Origin of the sequence: Bacteroides sp. AF39-11AC, from assembly GCF_003474285.1 — a bacterium.
Classification (GTDB): Bacteria; Bacteroidota; Bacteroidia; order Bacteroidales; family Bacteroidaceae; genus Bacteroides.
In genome coordinates, this window is record NZ_QROH01000001.1 from 55838 (window position 1) to 72347 (window position 16510).

A 16510-nucleotide genomic window follows, 5' to 3' on the forward strand; every position below is an offset into this window, starting at 1 on the left:
GAGAACTCATGAAGACAAGAAATATATTTATGATTGCAGCATTGTTTTGTGTACCGGTATTTACCTCATGCGCAGATATGTTGGATTTATATCCGGAAGATTCTGTTTCGGATGAAAACTTCTGGAAGAATGAACAAGACCTTGAGCTTTTTGCCAATGGTTTCTATGGAATCTTGCCCGGAGCACAAGGCCCCGGAGCTGATGACCAGTCAGACTGCTATGTAAATGAAAAACCGAATACCTGGTTATTTAACCAGGAAACGATTCCCACATCGGGAGGTGGCTGGAGCAGTGGTGACTGGGGGAATATCCGTTCTGCCAATTATTTCATGGCACGCTATACACGTGTATCCGGGAATGAGGAAAATATAAATCGTCAGGTAGCGGTAGTACGTTTTTTCCGTGCATGGGAGTACTTTTATAAGATGAGGCGTTTTGGCGATGTTCCTTGGTATGAAACTGAATTGAATATAGATTCAGAAGAACTTTACAAAGGACGTGACAACCGCAAGGATGTTTTTGTGCATGTTCTGGAAGACCTCGATTTTGCAATTGAACATTTACAGGAGGCCAGCTCTGTTGCTACAGGGCGCATGCACAAAGCTGCAGCTTTGGCATTCAAGTCAAGAGTGTGTTTGTACGAGGCTTCTTATCGTAAATATCATGGATTGGGAGATTTTGAAAGCTTGTTCCGTGAAGCTGCTGATGCTGCTTGGAAAATAATCGATAGTGGGAAATATGAAATCTGGAGTAATGAAAAACCGGAAACGGATTATTATAATTTATTCATTCAGGAAGATCTCTCGGGTAACAGCGAATGTATTATGCCCCGTGTTTATGAAGCTAAACTATTGATGCATAATAATACTCGCCAGATGGAAGAGTCTTATACGGGAATGAGTCGGGCCATGTTTGAGCAATATCTGTGTGCCGACGGCTTACCTACAGCTGTTAGTCCAACGTATGGTAGCGAGGCCAGTATGCCTGTTAATGAACTTGCTAAACGTGATCCACGTCTAGCTCAAAGTATAGATAATCCTAATTTGCCTTATAAATTATTGGCTGATGGCACTCCCTCTTTTAATGCATTACCATCATTGGATACTAAATACTGTACTACCGGTTACCATGTAATGAAATACCATTCACCGGATCCGGACCAATGGAATATCGGTCTGTCTACTCTTGATGTTTTCATATTCCGTTATGCAGAAGTTTTGTTGAATTATGCTGAGGCTAAAGCAGAATTAGGTGAATGTGACCAAGAGGTATTGGATATCACTATTAATGAGTTGCGTGACCGGGTGGAAATGCCTCATTTGACAAAAGAAGTAGGTTTTGAAGACCCAAACTGGCCGGACTATGGATACGAACTAACACCGCTTCTGTATGAGATTCGTCGTGAACGTGCAGTGGAATTATTAGGAGAGGGTTTTCGTTGGGATGATATTGTACGCTGGAAAGCCGGTAAGCTATTGGAGAATCCGAAAACAATGTTGGGTATGAAAGTTTCAAGCCAGATGAAAGAAGCTTATGGTGATTTCTCACGTAGCTTGAATGAAGAAGGATACATGATTGTTTATCCTGATAAGCAGACTCGAAAATGGGATGATAAACTTTATCTACATCCTTTGCCAATAGATCAGACTACAATGAATCCGAATCTGTTGCCTAATAATCCGGGATGGAAATAATATAAATCTTTAAAATGAACAGAAAAATGAAACGAAATATATTCCAATTGATATGTTGGTCGCTGGGCGTGTTGTTGTTTTTGTCTGCTTGTAGTGATAATGACGGCAGTGATACTATCTATATTCCTAATGCAGGAGCATTGGTGAAGGTTAACTTCTATATTGAAGATGAACCCTATGTTGAAACTTTTACTGTAAAAGTGACTGCAAAGCATTATCCTGATTTGAATCCGACCGGATTGTCTACCGATGCAACCATATATTTGGAAGCTGATCCTGATAAAGTGGCCGAATATAATGCAACTAAAGGTACTAACTATCCAGTACTTCCGTCCAGTGCTTATACAGTTGCTTCATCGACAGTGGTTAAGGCTGGTAAAGTGGAATCTGAACCAATTAGTATCACAATTAATTCCAAAGGAAACATAGAACCGTTTACCGAATATTTATTGCCGGTTAGCATTGTTTCTGCCGAGGGTGTGGCGACGGACCACTGCTGCCAAACAGTCTATTTTCTCTGCCGTGGTGCTATGGATGCCAGCAATATGGAATTGCTCGACCGTACAGGATGGACTGTGTTAGCAGCTTCGTCTGAAGAACCGAAAGAAGGAGATTGGGGAAATGGTGGATTAAAGGAAGCATGTATAGACGGCACCATAAATACATTCTGGAGTACAGCTTGGGAGCAGAGCCATCCGCAACCACCTCATTGGATAACATTTGATTTAGGACAATCCACTTATATCCAGGGTTTCACTATCCAAGCGCGTAAAGAAGGAGCTGACGGGCCGAAGGTTGTTGTACTCGAGGTTAGTGATGATGGCCAAAGTTGGACGAATGTTGGTGAGTTTAAGGATATTCCGGCGGCCGGAGAATATCGTTCATTCTTACCTCAGGCCGCTACTGGGCGTTTTGTAAAATTAACCATCACTGCAGTTAATGGCGGACCTCATGTTACTGTGAGTGAATTTAATTTATTCTGATATACTTATATGAAGTTATAATAGATTGTTTTCAGTGTAGACAAGGCGGATATGAGGATATGAAAGGGAAACCTGGAGTATCCTGCCATATCCGCCTTATTTATATCATAATCTGATATTGTCGGTACTGACGTCATCGAAAGTTATAGGATAGTCTTCATCCATAACCTTCCGGTATTCTTTTGTAAAAGTGCCATAAAGTTGTATAGCCTTGTCCGATCTACTTTGTCTACGATAAGTGCATACGGCATAAGTCATAGCCATATCAGATAACGGATCTATGGCAAATAGGATATTGCAGATACGTATTGTAGCAGAATTTCTTCCGCTTTTGTAGAATGTATATATTTGCTCCGATAACAGTGAAATTGTGAATGATTCTGTCTGTTGTTTCGGATAATCGAATAAACTGTCTTCGATGGTATTCAGGAATTTCCCTTTTGCAAGAATGTTATGTAATTCGGTCGTTTCACTCTCCGCCTGAGGTGCACGTTTCATTCCCTCTGTTAATGAGAAGAAACGTTGGTAGTCGCAATAACACTCATCTGCAAGTATCAATTTGAAGTAACCTTTCTGGTGGGTAAGTTCAATACCTTCCAGCTCTTGCAAGGTTTTGCGGAGGTGGTTCATTGTTACATTTTTGAGATTTTTTATTTTATCATCGGGTTTGTCAGGCCAAAAAAGACTGTTCATATCAGAAGACAATACTCCGTCTTTAGTTATGCTGTTTATCAGTATATAGATGAATATATATCTTATCTTAGGACTGAACATATAGGTCATATCCCGCCCATTCTTGTCTGTGACTGTAAAGGTGCCAAAGAGAGAAATACAATTTTTGCGTGTGGTGATTGTATCTGTTAGGAATGTCTCTTCTATTTTCTCTTCCTCGGTGACTTTGGTTGGGACGGAGACTACTGGTGATGCAGCTTCCGCTTCAAGAGAAGCACTTTCCAAAGGTGAAGTTTTGTTTTTTCTTTTAAGTTGCCTTTTGGCAGATCGTTGTCGTTTTATGATAATGAAACTACTCCAAATTACTATAAAGCACAATATGAGGAGAAGGTACATCCAGATAGTTGATTTACCGAATTCACCGGTCTGTTTATCATAGAACTTCACAGCAGCCAGTGATGCAGGAGGATTTGAAAGTGAGTAAATGCGTGTAGCAGATTGCCCGTATTTTTCAAATTCCTGAATGACACAATAGAACTCTCCCAGTTCCTTGTTGAAATATAGGTTAGCATTAGTTGCTATCTCTTCAGAAGTAAGGGGAATGCTATCCCCTAAGGCCTCATAGCTACCATCAGATATGGAGAGGCGATAGAGTTGCAATTGGGTTTCGGGTTTATACTCCGGATAAGCCAGTAAATAGATGTATTTCTCATCTTCAGAAAGTATCATATCCCTTGTAGGAACACGATTTGTCCGGGGAGCTTTATGTTCCCACAATTTCTTGACTTGTAGTGTCTCGAAGTCTAATTGGTAAAAATCATAATAATATTGGATTCCTACATTTTGATCACCGGTTTCATTACCCTTTCCACCATAGATATAAGCGCGTTTGTAATCAGGGCTCATCACTATGCCGGCAAAGAAGCGGGGCGGTATTTCATCTCCTGTAAAACGGAGGGTATCCCAGCGTTCCTGCAATAGATCATAGGTTATGAAAGTATTGTAGTACCGGCGATTACCATATCCCCCAAAGAAGAGGAACTGTTGCTTTTGTGGATTGAAAAGTCCACTATGATGATGCATTTGAAGGGTAATGCTGTTCTGGTTAACTATTTCCCATGTTTTGGCTTTCGGATCCATTTCTGCAACAAAGGTTTCTGTTCCGTTTAATTCATAGGCGTAGATATTTCCTTTGGTTTCATCATAGAAATTCATCCCCAAACGAATTGGAAAAGTCGTTTCTTTTGATGCGTAGGGAAGTTTTTCTGATGTGTGTTTATGAATATTATAGGTGGTGATAGAGTCTTGGCTATATATAAAAAATTCCTGTTTCCCCGGCGTAAATACAAATCCTGATGGCGTGGAAGAGTAGGATTGAAATAAGGGTTTCCAGTAATACGAATGGTTTATGAGCCAAATGGGGTTGGTTACATGACCAACAATTTTTCCCTTGCTGTCGTGGACTTCTTCTCCCTTACTTTCGTTTAAAGGAAAATGCCAAGTTTCTTCACCATTGCTTATTGTCAGGTTGCGAATAGAGAAGGAGGCGGTGTCCAGAATGTGATTACATATCCCAAAGAAAAGTTGGGGAGTAAATGTCTTTTTACTCAATCCAATATCTTCAAGGATTGCTTTATCATCTCCTATGCTGATTTCAGCCCGATTATTTGTTATATCCATTGTGAGTGAAATGAGCATCCATTTGCCATGCAGTTTATCCTGAGGGTGCTGATAGGTGTAATAGATTTGTTTCCCATCTTGGGCAAACATAAAACTTCCTTGCTTAGTATCATATACATAGGTCAGGTTGAAAGCTTCTTTTCCATTGGCATCTTTCAGATAAAAGATATATCCGGGACTTTCTATATTTTGTGATGCATATTCAAAGGAAATCTTAAACTTACCGGTTGCAGCAGGAGCATTCTCATCAGTGAAGACAGAAAAGGAGGAACGTTCAGAGATTCGCTTTTCATTTCCGTAAAATTGTAATCCTTGCGAATATCCTTCGTTAGTAATGCAAAGCAATAAAAATAATAGTATATAAAAGTTGTGCTTCTTCATATATAGACATAAAAATAGGGTGCTTTGATATGCTGGACAAAATTATGAAAAAAAGTGAGAGAAGCTGTCTGATTATCAGAAATAGTTTCGATTTATACTCCTAAATGAAGGATATGATTATCGTTTCAGTATGATAACCGTAACCGCCGAAATAATCAGTATAATTCCTAGAGCAATACTTTGAGTGAAAGGTTCTCCAAAGACGAGAATTCCCACACAAACAGCAGTTACAGGCTCCATGGCTCCCAACACAGAGGTGAGCGTGGAGCCTATGTTTTTAATAGCGCGTACCAGCGCAAGATTGGAAATAACAGTCGGTACTAATGCCAGCATTACCAGGTTTCCAAAAGTTATCCGGTCCGGGATGGGTTGTACGCCGACGCCTGTTGCTGTCATCCCGATGAAAAGGAGGATTCCGCCAAACAGAAAAACATAAAATGTCATTTTCAGCCCTTTCATTTCAAGAGATTTTAGTTGGCTGACAGTAACTAGATAGAGAGCATAACCCAATGCAGAGAGTAAAACAATAAAAATACCCCATAAAGTAACAGTTCCCGTAGTGTCGCCATGCGAGAGGAAGAAAACACCGCTTACTGCTAAAAGAATTGCCGCTATACGCCAGATGGATTTCTTTTCGCGGAAGAAAATCATCATGATAAGTGTAGTCAGTACAGGATACATGAAGTGAATGGTAGTAGCTACTCCGCTCGACATGAATTTGTATCCCCAGAATAGAAATACAGCGGAACAATCGTACAGAAATGCCAGTAGTAAAAGTGGAAGTATCTCTTTCCTGCAGATGCGGAAAGATTGTTTATCGAGTAACAGGATACCTGCCAATGCCAGCATGGCAAAGAAAAAACGGTAAAGCAGAATGGACCAGAACTGCATGCCTTGATGCATGGCAGGAATGGTGAACAGTGGAATAAGCCCGAAGCTCGCCGAAGAAAGAAGTCCATATAAGAATCCGTTTACTTTATTCACGTTAATAAGTGATTAGTGGTTAGTGATAAGTGACTAGCAGTTGTACTAATCACTCATCACTAACCACTAATCACTATGAATCATTTCTTCTTGGGTGCCCTTCTTGCCCAGCCTTCTTCACTGAAGTCAGGTTCTTTATCGCGGAATTCTTTGTTATCCTGAAAGAACTGTCTCCAGTCATCCTTCTTGCCGCGTGCTTGGGAGTATCCACGGTCTTCGCGACTTGGCTTGCTTTTCTTTTTGTCAGCCGGAGCACTCTCAGATTTACTTCTGTTATTTCTGGGAGCATCGCTACGCTTTTCATCTTTGAAGCTACGCTTCTTGCCATCAAACTCCTTTTTTCCGTAACTGCTTCCTTCGCTTTTACGTCTGCCTTTAGGAGCTTCCTTGCCTTCTTCACCTGCAATTTCTACAGATACCTTACGACCGTTCCAGTTGGCTCGGTTCAGGGCTTTTACCACGTTGTTGGCTTCTTTTTCATCCACTTCAAAGAATGAAAAGTTCTTCATCAGGTCAATGCGTCCCAATTCCACCCGTCCACGGGTATTGCCATTCAACAATCCTATCAGTTCATTGGGGAAGAAATTATCCATCTTACCCAAATTGATGAATAAGCGGGTAAATCCAGGCTCTGCTTTGCGGCTGCTACTTCTGCGGTCGCTGGTACGTTCGTTGCCACTTTTGCTGTTGCGTTCGCCACGGCTATCGGTAGGCATTTCTATTTCTTCGCGATTGCGGTAGTATTCTGAGAAACGGTTGAACTCGTGGGAAACCATACGTTTAATAAGGTCTTCCTTGCTCAACCAGTCCAGTTTACGGTATATTTCAGGCATAAAGTCAGCCATATCTTCTTCGTTCACTTTCACCTTTTCCAGGTCGTCGATCACTTTCAGAAGCTGTTTCTCGCAAATCTGTTTGCCGGTAGGCATTTCACCAATAATAAACTTCTTGCTGATGATACGTTCTATTTCGCGCATCTTACCTTTCTCGCGCAAGTTGATGATGGCGATAGAAGTACCGGTTTTTCCAGCGCGTCCTGTACGTCCGCTGCGGTGAGTGTAACTTTCGGTATCATCCGGCAGGCCATAGTTGATGACATGTGTCAAGTCGTCTACGTCCAGTCCGCGGGCAGCAACATCCGTGGCAACCAGGATTTGTATGTTGCGAATGCGGAACTTCTGCATGACGGTATCGCGTTGTGCCTGACTTAATTCACCGTGCAGTGAATCAGCATTGTAACCGTCTTGCATCAGCTTGTCGGCAATTTCCTGTGTTTCTTTGCGCGTACGGCAGAAAATGATACCGTATATCTGCGGATAATAGTCTACAATACGTTTCAAGGCCGCGTATTTATCTTTGGCATGAACGGTGAAGACTACATGCTTCACGTTGCTTGTACTTTCATTTTTCCGTCCGATAGTGATTTCTTTGGCGTCACGTAAGTACTTCTTTGAAATACGTGCAATCTCCGGGCTCATAGTGGCGGAGAATAATAACGTATTACGCTCCTGGGGCACATCGGCAAGAATAGCGTTAATACTGTCCGTGAATCCCATGTTCAGCATTTCGTCCGCTTCGTCCATCACTACATTCTGGATAGTGGTGAGCGATACAGTCTTACGTTCCATCAGGTCGAGTAGTCGTCCCGGGGTGGCAACGATGATATGTACACCTTGTTTCAGGGCACGTATCTGGCTATCTATGGATGAACCACCATATACGGGCAATACCCGCAATCCGGTGATGTATTTGGAATAGTCATTCAAATCACCTGCAATCTGCAAGCAAAGTTCGCGTGTAGGGCAAAGTATAAGGGATTGTGGAATCCGGTTCTTTACATTAATTTTCTGGATAAGTGGCAGGCCGAATGCGGCGGTTTTCCCCGTTCCTGTTTGTGCAAGTGCTACAACATCATTATTTTCTCCTAAAAGGTAAGGAATCACTTCCTCTTGTACCGGCATGGGACACTCATATCCCATTTCTTCAATGGCGCGGCGTATCTCCGGCGACAGACCGAGCTCTTCAAAATTCTTCATTAAATCTTTGTATATCTTTATATTCGGGCACAAAGATAGAACAAATTTAGTGATTAGTGATTAGTTATCAGCGATAAAATTAAATATCAGGCTTATTTTTTTGTCAATGATTTAAGTTTCGTATGTAGTCTGACAAACTACATGCGAAACATCACTGATTGTCTTTCACCAGCAAAATACTTTGCAACTTCTTAATTTCTTCTTTCTTGAGTCCGATAGCCCTTTCCAGATAGGTATCCACATCGCCGTACCGACGTTCTATTTCTTCTTTGGCAGCATTCAGGAAATCTTCTCTGGCTGAATAAACAGTTGTGATGGCTTCTTGTGAACGTGCAGGCAGATTATAGGCATAACGTGAAGCACTGGGAATATTGAAATAATCATTGCTGAGGCGATAATCTTCCATGATAATATCACTGTTCACACCAAGAGAAGCGAGTATCAGTGCCGAAGCAATGCCGGTGCGTCCCTTACCGGAGGAACAATGAATGACGACAGGATAGTTAGCACTGTCCAACAGGATATCGAATATTTGTCGATATTCATGATGGTAATTCATCACTAGTTCGCGATTCATCCGTTCCACCATGCGGTAGACGGTGTCACTTTTTATCTTTTGTTCCTGAATACCTTTCAGAATATCTTCCATATCTCCCGTTTTTATGGGAATATGCACGGCATTGAATCCTTCTTGTAATGGGGTATGTCCTTTTAACTCTGATTCGGAGCGCAGGTCTACAATAGTCTTGATGCCTATATTCTTTAGCTCCCTGCGCGAGTAACATTCCAGACTGTCTATTTGCGCCGACCGGTAGAGCATGCCCCAACGCAATCGTTTCTGGGTAGGATATGATGGATATCCTCCCAAGTCGCGGAAGTTTTGTATACCAGGAATATTGACATTGCGGGTAGCAATCTTTACACGGTATTTATCATTAAATACGAGGGTGTAGTAATACCGTCTGGTAGGATCTGTGGTAACAATCGTCATTCGTTGGTCGGCAATATTTGCCATGGCTACCGGGGAATCTTCGGGAATATGGTTCGGATCGGTAGAGGCGTATACCTTTACGTTTCCTTTGATAAGAGGAGCTATTTCCCATTTAACGATACTATTTCCAACGTTGTTTTCTTCACAAACAACGGAAATATGAGGAGCTGTGCCGCTACAAGCCGGTAGCAGCAATACACATGTTAGCAAGTTCAACAGATTTCTATACATAGTTTTTTTGTCTGAGCGTATACTGCAAAGATATGTATTCTGCTGACTTTTGTTACTTCAAGGCGCAGAGTTTCACAGAGTTTTTTCTCCTTTAACGGGGATTTAGTTAATGGGAGGCAACTGTCGGGCAAACTCCGGTGATATGGAATTGTTAAAACTCCGGCATACATCTGCCGAGAACTCGATGCCGCAACGGATAATCTTGTCCCAGGTGGCTTCGTCTATTTGTCCCAAATCACAGTGGCGTACATTGTACTTCAGCAGGCCATAGATGATACCGGCATTGAAGTTATCACCCGCTCCAATAGTACTGACTGCCTCCAACGGCGGAATAGCATACTCCTTGGTAATGCTTTTCGTACGCAGTGAAATCTCTTTGGCTCCGGCAGTACAAAGAAAGTTAGAGCAATAGAAGCGAATCTTATCTTTGTAGACCTTGTCCACTTCCTTTTGATTATACATATAGAAGAAGTCTTCTATAGAACCGCGTACAATGTCGGCATATTCCAGATTCTCGATGATGGTTGATGTCAGTTTAATGGCTTCGTCTTTATGCGAGGAGCGGAAGTTAGGGTCATAATAGACAATTGCTTTCTTCTCACGTGCCTGCTCCAACAGATCCTGAACCTTATCGCGTAGCACCGGATTCAAGGCGAAGTATGAACCGAAAACTACGATGTCGTCTTCTTCCAGTTTGGGGAAGACTACATCCAGCCGCTGCTTGGGATAATCCTTATAGAAAATATATTCCGCATCACCATGTTCGTTCAGGTAAGCCAGTGATACGGGAGATTTGCCATCGGGGAACACATTGACATATTCGGTAGACATGCCGCTATCTTGCATGAATTGCAGAATTGTGTTGCCCACCCGGTCGTTTCCCGTTTCGCTGATGAAGCTCACAGGTACGCCAGTCCGTGCCAATGACACGATGCCGTTAAATACTGAGCCACCCGGTACAGCTGCTGTCGGCTGCCCGTTGCGGAAAATGATGTCAAGGATAGTTTCTCCTATACCGATTACTTTTCGCATAATTTTCTTGATTTTTCACCCAAATACCCACCGTGATGACGTTTGGAGTAGTCTCCAATCGTAAAGCCTGTCTGTTGCATTACCTGTACTACAAGAATATCACCGATAACGGTCATTACAGTAGTCGAGGTGGTGGGAGTCATTCCCAGAGCACAGACTTCCTTGGGTTTTCCTGTACTGAGACATACATCAGACTCATGAGCCAACGGACTATCCGGATTTCCGGTAATAACAATAAATTTAAGCTCTGGGTTCAAATTATGAGCTAATTGTGTGAGTTCTACGATTTCGCGTGTTTTGCCAGAGTTAGAGATCAATAGCAGTAAATCGTTTTCCTGCAAGATGCCCAAGTCGCCGTGTTGAGCTTCGCTGGGATGCAGAAATACGGAAGGGATTCCGGTAGAACAGAACGTAGTTGCGATGTTCATGGCAATCTGTCCTGCTTTTCCCATACCCGAAGTTACCAGTTTCCCTTTCCGCCGGTGAATTTGTTCCACGATAAGTTCTACTGCACGCTCGTAAGCGTCTGTCACGGGGATGTTTAGAACAGCTTGTGCCTCTTTCTGCAAAAGCTCTTGAATGGATTCAATCATTATACTATTTTTGTTAGTAGTTAGGTTATAGCCTACAAATATCTGCAATTTTCCATAAATGGCAATAAGTTTTATTGTATTTCAGCATAACTTTTTCATGCAAGCATGAAAATTCTGCATTCAATTTGCACTATCTTTGCGCCTTCAATCAGTTTTGAACGTAAGAATGAAGAAGTTAGCACTTTTCCCTTTACCGGGACATAACGAATATACACTTGCCAACGGTTTGCGTATTATCCATCAACCGGCCTATTCCAATGTAGCTTATTGTGGTTTTGCTGTTGATGCCGGAACCCGTGATGAGCTTGAGAATGAACAAGGCATGGCGCACTTTGTGGAACATCTTATATTTAAAGGTACACAGAAGCGGAAAGCCTGGCATATTCTCAATCGTATGGAGAATGTGGGTGGTGACCTGAATGCTTACACCAATAAAGAAGAGACGGTTATCTATTCTGCTTTCCTTACCGAGCACTTCGGCCGGGCTTTTGAATTGCTGGCGGATATTGTATTTCACTCCACCTTTCCGCAACGTGAGATTGAGAAGGAAACGGAGGTAATCATTGATGAAATCCAGTCTTACGAAGACACGCCTTCCGAACTTATTTTCGATGACTTCGAGGATTTGATCTTCCGCGGACATCCGTTGGGACGTAATATTCTGGGGAATCCTGAGTTGCTGAAAACCTTCCGGAGTGAAGATGCTGCTGCTTTCACTTCCCGCTTTTACCATCCGGGTAATATGGTTTTCTTTGTTTGGGGCAATTTGGATTTCAAGCAAGTCATCCGTTGGGCAGAGAAACTTTTGGTAGATGTTCCTGCCGTATCGGTGGATAACCGTCGTATGCCTCCTCCTTTTTATATGCCCGAGAAGCTCACTATACATAAAGATACGCATCAGGCCCATGTCATGATTGGTAGCCGTGGATACAATGCCTATGATGATAAACGTACAGCCCTTTATCTGCTGAACAATATTCTTGGAGGCCCCGGCATGAATAGTCGTCTGAACGTTTCTCTGCGTGAACGCCGGGGATTAGTTTATAATGTGGAGTCCAATCTGACTTCTTATACGGATACAGGCGTCTTCTGCACTTATTTCGGATGCGATCCTGAAGATGTGGATACATGTATGCGGTTGGTTATGAAGGAACTTAAAAGCCTGCGTGATAACAAGATGACTTCCCAGCAACTGGCTGCTGCCAAGAAGCAACTCATCGGACAGATAGGTGTAGCTTCGGATAATAATGAGAACAATGCCCTCGGTATGGCAAAGACCTTCCTGCATTATCATAAATATGAAACCTCCGAAGCGGTTTATCAACGTATTGAACAACTTACTCCGGAGATTCTATTGGAAGTGGCGAATGAAATGTTTGCGGAAGATTATCTGTCGACGTTAATCTATCGCTGAGTATCCTTTATTGATTGGCATAAGGCAACGTCTGCAACCGCAACTCCATAAACTGGTCGTAGATGCAATAACCTTTGTCGGATTTGAATACATATTCCTTGTTTATTAATGTTTTTAGAGCCGTGTTTATGCTACTGGTATCACTATGGGTATAGGTTGCACGGTGTTATTCTATTCATAAGCAAAAGTTTATGTGTAGCATAAAAAGTGCAGCACTTTTTGTGCTACATAAATTACGCAATAACTTCCGCCTTCTGTAAATGTCTCAGGGTGAATTATGAGAATTCGTATGAACCTGACTTTTTTCTTTTCTACTGAAAGCAACACTATTGTTGTCTGTAGCTATCCCTTCTCTTGTATTTTAGACAATATGTTCCCATAGGTCTTTGGTGGTAAAATCTTCCGAAATATTACTGCTCAGTTGTTTGTTTTGTACAAAAAAAAGGCCTCTGGTGATTTAATGGAAAATATGAGCATATGCGATGGAAAATAAGTGTATCTCCATAAAGGTATGCTCTGTACTTTTACTTCCCGAAATGCGAAAATAGAAAACGTTATCCTAATCTAATTTAACAACTAATTTGATCTATTTATGAAAAGAAAAACATTTCCTGATTTCTCAAGAAGGACTTTGCTTTGTGCACTTTGCGTGTTGTCGAGTGCTGGTATAGTGGCAGGTCCTGTGAGTGGCGGAAGCCTTCCTACTGTTGATGCTGTACAAATGGTAGCTCAAAATGGTAAGACAGTGAAAGGTGTTGTAACAGACAATCTTGGTCCGGTTCCAGGTGCTAACGTCTTTGTGAAGGGAACTACAAATGGTGTGATTACTGATGTTGACGGTAACTTTACTCTTTCTAATGTTCCGGAGAATGCGATTTTGCAGATTTCCTTTATCGGTTATGTCACGCAAGAAATCAAGGTGAACGGTAAGACTACTTTTAGAGTTTTAATGGTTGAAGATGCTAAGGCTTTGGAAGAAGTTGTGGTAGTAGGTTATGGTGCACAGAAAAAGGTGAATTTGACCGGGGCTATCGGACAAATCGATTCTAAGGTTTTGGAATCACGCCCTATTACAAGTACCTCCAGTGCCTTGCAGGGAACAATTCCTAATTTGCAGATAACAAATACCAGTGGTGAACCCGGACAAAATGCGTCGTTGAATGTGCGTGGTACTACTTCTATCAATGGTGGTAGCCCTTTGGTGCTGGTAGATGGTGTAGAAATGAGCCTTGACTTGGTGAATCCCAATGATATTGCGAATGTAACAGTATTGAAGGATGCTGCTGCATCTGCCATTTATGGTGTACGTGCTGCTTTTGGTGTAGTATTGGTAACAACCAAAAGTCCTTCAAAAGCAGAAAAAGTAACGGTTAGCTATAGTGGAAACTTCTCTTTTGCTAAGCCGTCTATTATGCCGGAGTTTATTGAAAGCCAGTCACAGTACGCCGAGTGGATGAATGAAGCTTGCGTGGCCGGTGGGGTTGCAACGAAATTCAAGACAGAGAGCATAGAGAAGATGAGAGCCTATGAGGCAAATCCTGCCGGTAATCCTGAATATGAAGTTATTGATGGGACTCTGTACTATTATGGCTATTCTGATTTTAAGGAACTGATGGTTAAGAATGTGACTCCCACGCAACGCCATAATCTGAACATCTCAGGTGGTAATGAAAAGACACGCTTTTATACTTCTGTAGGATACTTGAATCAAGATGGACTTTATAAGGTTGGGGATGATAACTTTAAGCAGCTGAATACCCGTTTGAATGTAGAAAATCAGACGACGAAATGGCTAAAGTTAGGTTTCAAGGCACTGTATAATTATAGTACACAAGACAAACCTTTTACCTATGATAGCAAAGATGTTTGGAAGCGTGTCGTTTATTCTACTCCTACAGAGTTTATTTCTTCTTGGAAGAAAGATTCACGTTATCCGGAGTTAGATAAATATGAGGGTATGTATATGGAAAATAATGCATATTCACTGCTTAAGGACGGTGGAAGAAATAAATATGACAAGCATGATATCTGGTTGACAGCGAGTGCTGATCTTAATATTCTGAAAGGATGGAAAGCTCATGTTGACTTTAATTATAATCTGAATTATAAGAAAGCCTCTGAGCATTCTAAACCAATCAAATTCTTCGATGGTTCCTTTAATGAGACCTATGGTCGTACAAGTACAAATTATTATAAGATGAGTAATTATAACACAAGTTACTACTCTTTCAATGCTTATACGGATTATGAAAACACATTTGCAGAGAAGCATTATCTGAAGGCGATGATAGGTTTCAACCAAGAATTAACAAAATATTCCACCTTCAGTGGGCAGCGCAATGATATTCTGAATGAAAACCTGCCTTCATTGAGTCTTGGTTCAGGCACACATACAGTATCACAGGATGGTTACGAATGGGCTTTACGTGGAGCTTTTTTCCGTGTGAACTATATCTATAATGATCGCTATTTGTTTGAGGTAAACGGACGTTATGATGGTACTTCACGTTTTCCGTCGGACAATCGTTTTGTGTTCTTACCTTCATTTTCCGGTGCATGGCGCATTAGTGAGGAGGGATTCATGAAGAATACCCGCTCTTGGTTGGATAACTTGAAACTTCGTGCTACTTATGGTATTTTAGGTAATCAGATGATTTCTTCCAGCGACTGGAGTGGAAATACTAAATATTATCCATACATTCCTTTTATGAGTAATAGTACTTCTCAGTATTGGCTTTTTGGTGATGAATATGCTACCACAATCAATCCGGGCAACCTGATAAGTTCAGACCTGACATGGGAGAAAGTTACGACAGTCAATGTCGGCTTGGATGCTACCTTCCTGAATCAACGTCTGGATATGAGTTTCGATTACTATGTTCGTACTACTTCAGATATGTTGATTAAGGCTACTTATCCCGATGTACTGGGTACTACAGCACCTCCTGCAAACTCTGCTGAGCTGAAAACCCGTGGTTGGGAACTTTCCATCAATTGGAGAGACCGGATTGGGAAGAATTTTGGCTATGAGTTAGGTTTTGTATTGTCGGATTCTCAAGCAGAAGTAACAAAATACAATAATCCTACCGGAGCTATCAGCACTTATTATGAGGGGCACAAGATTGGTGAAATCTGGGGATATAAGACAGAGGGATTGTTTCAAAGTGATGAAGAAGCCGCTGCCTGGTATGATCAAAGTGACATTAAGAACGTAGAGTGGGGAGCTGGTGACATTAAGTTTAAGAATTTGAATGATGATGAAAAGATTGATGACGGCAATGGTACTTTAGATAATCACGGAGATATGGTGATTATTGGTAATACTACTCCACGTTATCAGTATGGTATTACCGCTAATCTGACTTATAAAGATTTTTATCTGAATATTTTTATGCAAGGAGTTGGCAAACGTGATTTCTGGCCGGGTGACGAATCTTTCTGGCCGGCTGCTACACAATATTACAATGCGCAGAAATGGCATATAGAGGATTCCTGGACTCCGAATAATCCGAATGCTTATTTCCCCATTGCGCGTGCGACGGACGCCAGGAACAGAGGGGTGAAGACAGATCGTTATTTGCAGAATGCTTCTTATTTAAGAATGAAGAATCTGACATTCGGATGGAATCTGCCGAAGCAATGGATCAGTAAAGTGTTCTTGTCAGGTGCATCGGTTTATGTCAGTGGTGAAAATTTGTTCGAGTTTACCAAAGTTAAAGGCCCGTATGACCCTGAGGCAGCTCGTGGAAATGGTACAATGCTTTATCCCTTTATGAGAACTTATTCATTTGGAATTAATCTAACCTTTTAAAAAACAGG

At 41.7% G+C, this 16510-nt stretch carries 10 protein-coding genes; 4 read left to right on the plus strand and 6 right to left on the minus strand.

Features of this window, described 5'->3' with window-relative positions; translation table 11 throughout:
* Window positions 1-8: 8 nt before the first annotated feature.
* Entirely contained in the window at window positions 9-1694 is a 1686-nt protein-coding gene (locus tag DW036_RS00165; protein WP_118460357.1) for a RagB/SusD family nutrient uptake outer membrane protein, read from the plus strand.
* A gap of 26 nt (window positions 1695-1720) precedes the next feature.
* Window positions 1721-2677, plus strand: coding sequence for a discoidin domain-containing protein (locus DW036_RS00170; RefSeq protein WP_187374534.1), 957 nt, complete (start codon window positions 1721-1723; stop codon window positions 2675-2677).
* Between the two features lie 105 nt (window positions 2678-2782).
* On the opposite strand, the gene DW036_RS00175 is transcribed toward DW036_RS00170, so the two are convergent.
* The 6 genes from DW036_RS00175 to DW036_RS00200 all read right to left on the minus strand — a co-directional run bounded on the left by DW036_RS00175 (window position 2783) and on the right by DW036_RS00200 (window position 11277).
* Complete coding sequence (locus DW036_RS00175) at window positions 2783-5410, minus strand: hypothetical protein (protein ID WP_147401424.1); 2628 nt, start codon at window positions 5408-5410, stop codon at window positions 2783-2785.
* Window positions 5411-5527: 117 nt separating this feature from the next.
* Window positions 5528-6394, minus strand: a complete 867-nt coding sequence (locus DW036_RS00180) for a DMT family transporter (protein ID WP_118460363.1) — start codon at window positions 6392-6394, stop codon at window positions 5528-5530.
* 80 nt (window positions 6395-6474) lie between these two features.
* Window positions 6475-8430, minus strand: a complete 1956-nt coding sequence (locus DW036_RS00185) for a DEAD/DEAH box helicase (protein WP_118460365.1) — start codon at window positions 8428-8430, stop codon at window positions 6475-6477.
* Window positions 8431-8581: 151 nt separating this feature from the next.
* On the minus strand, window positions 8582-9652 hold the full coding sequence (locus tag DW036_RS00190; protein WP_118460367.1) for a tyrosine-protein phosphatase: 1071 nt from the start codon (window positions 9650-9652) through the stop codon (window positions 8582-8584).
* Between the two features lie 102 nt (window positions 9653-9754).
* Window positions 9755-10684, minus strand: a complete 930-nt coding sequence (locus DW036_RS00195) for a carbohydrate kinase (protein ID WP_118221477.1) — start codon at window positions 10682-10684, stop codon at window positions 9755-9757.
* Window positions 10672-11277, minus strand: coding sequence for an SIS domain-containing protein (locus DW036_RS00200; RefSeq protein WP_021967858.1), 606 nt, complete (start codon window positions 11275-11277; stop codon window positions 10672-10674). Before DW036_RS00200 ends, DW036_RS00195 begins: the two co-directional genes overlap by 13 nt.
* 166 nt (window positions 11278-11443) lie before the next feature.
* On the opposite strand from DW036_RS00200, the gene DW036_RS00205 reads away from it, so the two are divergent.
* Window positions 11444-12691, plus strand: coding sequence for a pitrilysin family protein (locus DW036_RS00205; RefSeq protein ID WP_118460368.1), 1248 nt, complete (start codon window positions 11444-11446; stop codon window positions 12689-12691).
* 592 nt (window positions 12692-13283) lie between these two features.
* Window positions 13284-16502 carry a TonB-dependent receptor gene (locus DW036_RS00215; protein ID WP_118460370.1) on the plus strand — a complete coding sequence of 1073 codons (3219 nt, stop codon included), beginning with the start codon at window positions 13284-13286 and terminating at the stop codon, window positions 16500-16502.
* Window positions 16503-16510: the final 8 nt, after the last annotated feature.

Bases quoted from the DNA above. Each gene is read 5' to 3' on its own strand.
- DW036_RS00165 (WP_118460357.1), top strand. From the start codon at position 9: ATGAAGACAAGAAATATATTTATGATTGCAGCATTGTTTTGTGTACCG.
- DW036_RS00185 (WP_118460365.1), bottom strand. From the start codon at position 8,430: ATGAAGAATTTTGAAGAGCTCGGTCTGTCGCCGGAGATACGCCGCGCC.
- DW036_RS00170 (WP_187374534.1), top strand. From the start codon at position 1,721: ATGAAACGAAATATATTCCAATTGATATGTTGGTCGCTGGGCGTGTTG.
- DW036_RS00205 (WP_118460368.1), top strand. From the start codon at position 11,444: ATGAAGAAGTTAGCACTTTTCCCTTTACCGGGACATAACGAATATACA.
- DW036_RS00190 (WP_118460367.1), bottom strand. From the start codon at position 9,652: ATGTATAGAAATCTGTTGAACTTGCTAACATGTGTATTGCTGCTACCG.
- DW036_RS00200 (WP_021967858.1), bottom strand. From the start codon at position 11,277: ATGATTGAATCCATTCAAGAGCTTTTGCAGAAAGAGGCACAAGCTGTT.
- DW036_RS00175 (WP_147401424.1), bottom strand. From the start codon at position 5,410: ATGAAGAAGCACAACTTTTATATACTATTATTTTTATTGCTTTGCATT.
- DW036_RS00195 (WP_118221477.1), bottom strand. From the start codon at position 10,684: ATGCGAAAAGTAATCGGTATAGGAGAAACTATCCTTGACATCATTTTC.
- DW036_RS00215 (WP_118460370.1), top strand. From the start codon at position 13,284: ATGAAAAGAAAAACATTTCCTGATTTCTCAAGAAGGACTTTGCTTTGT.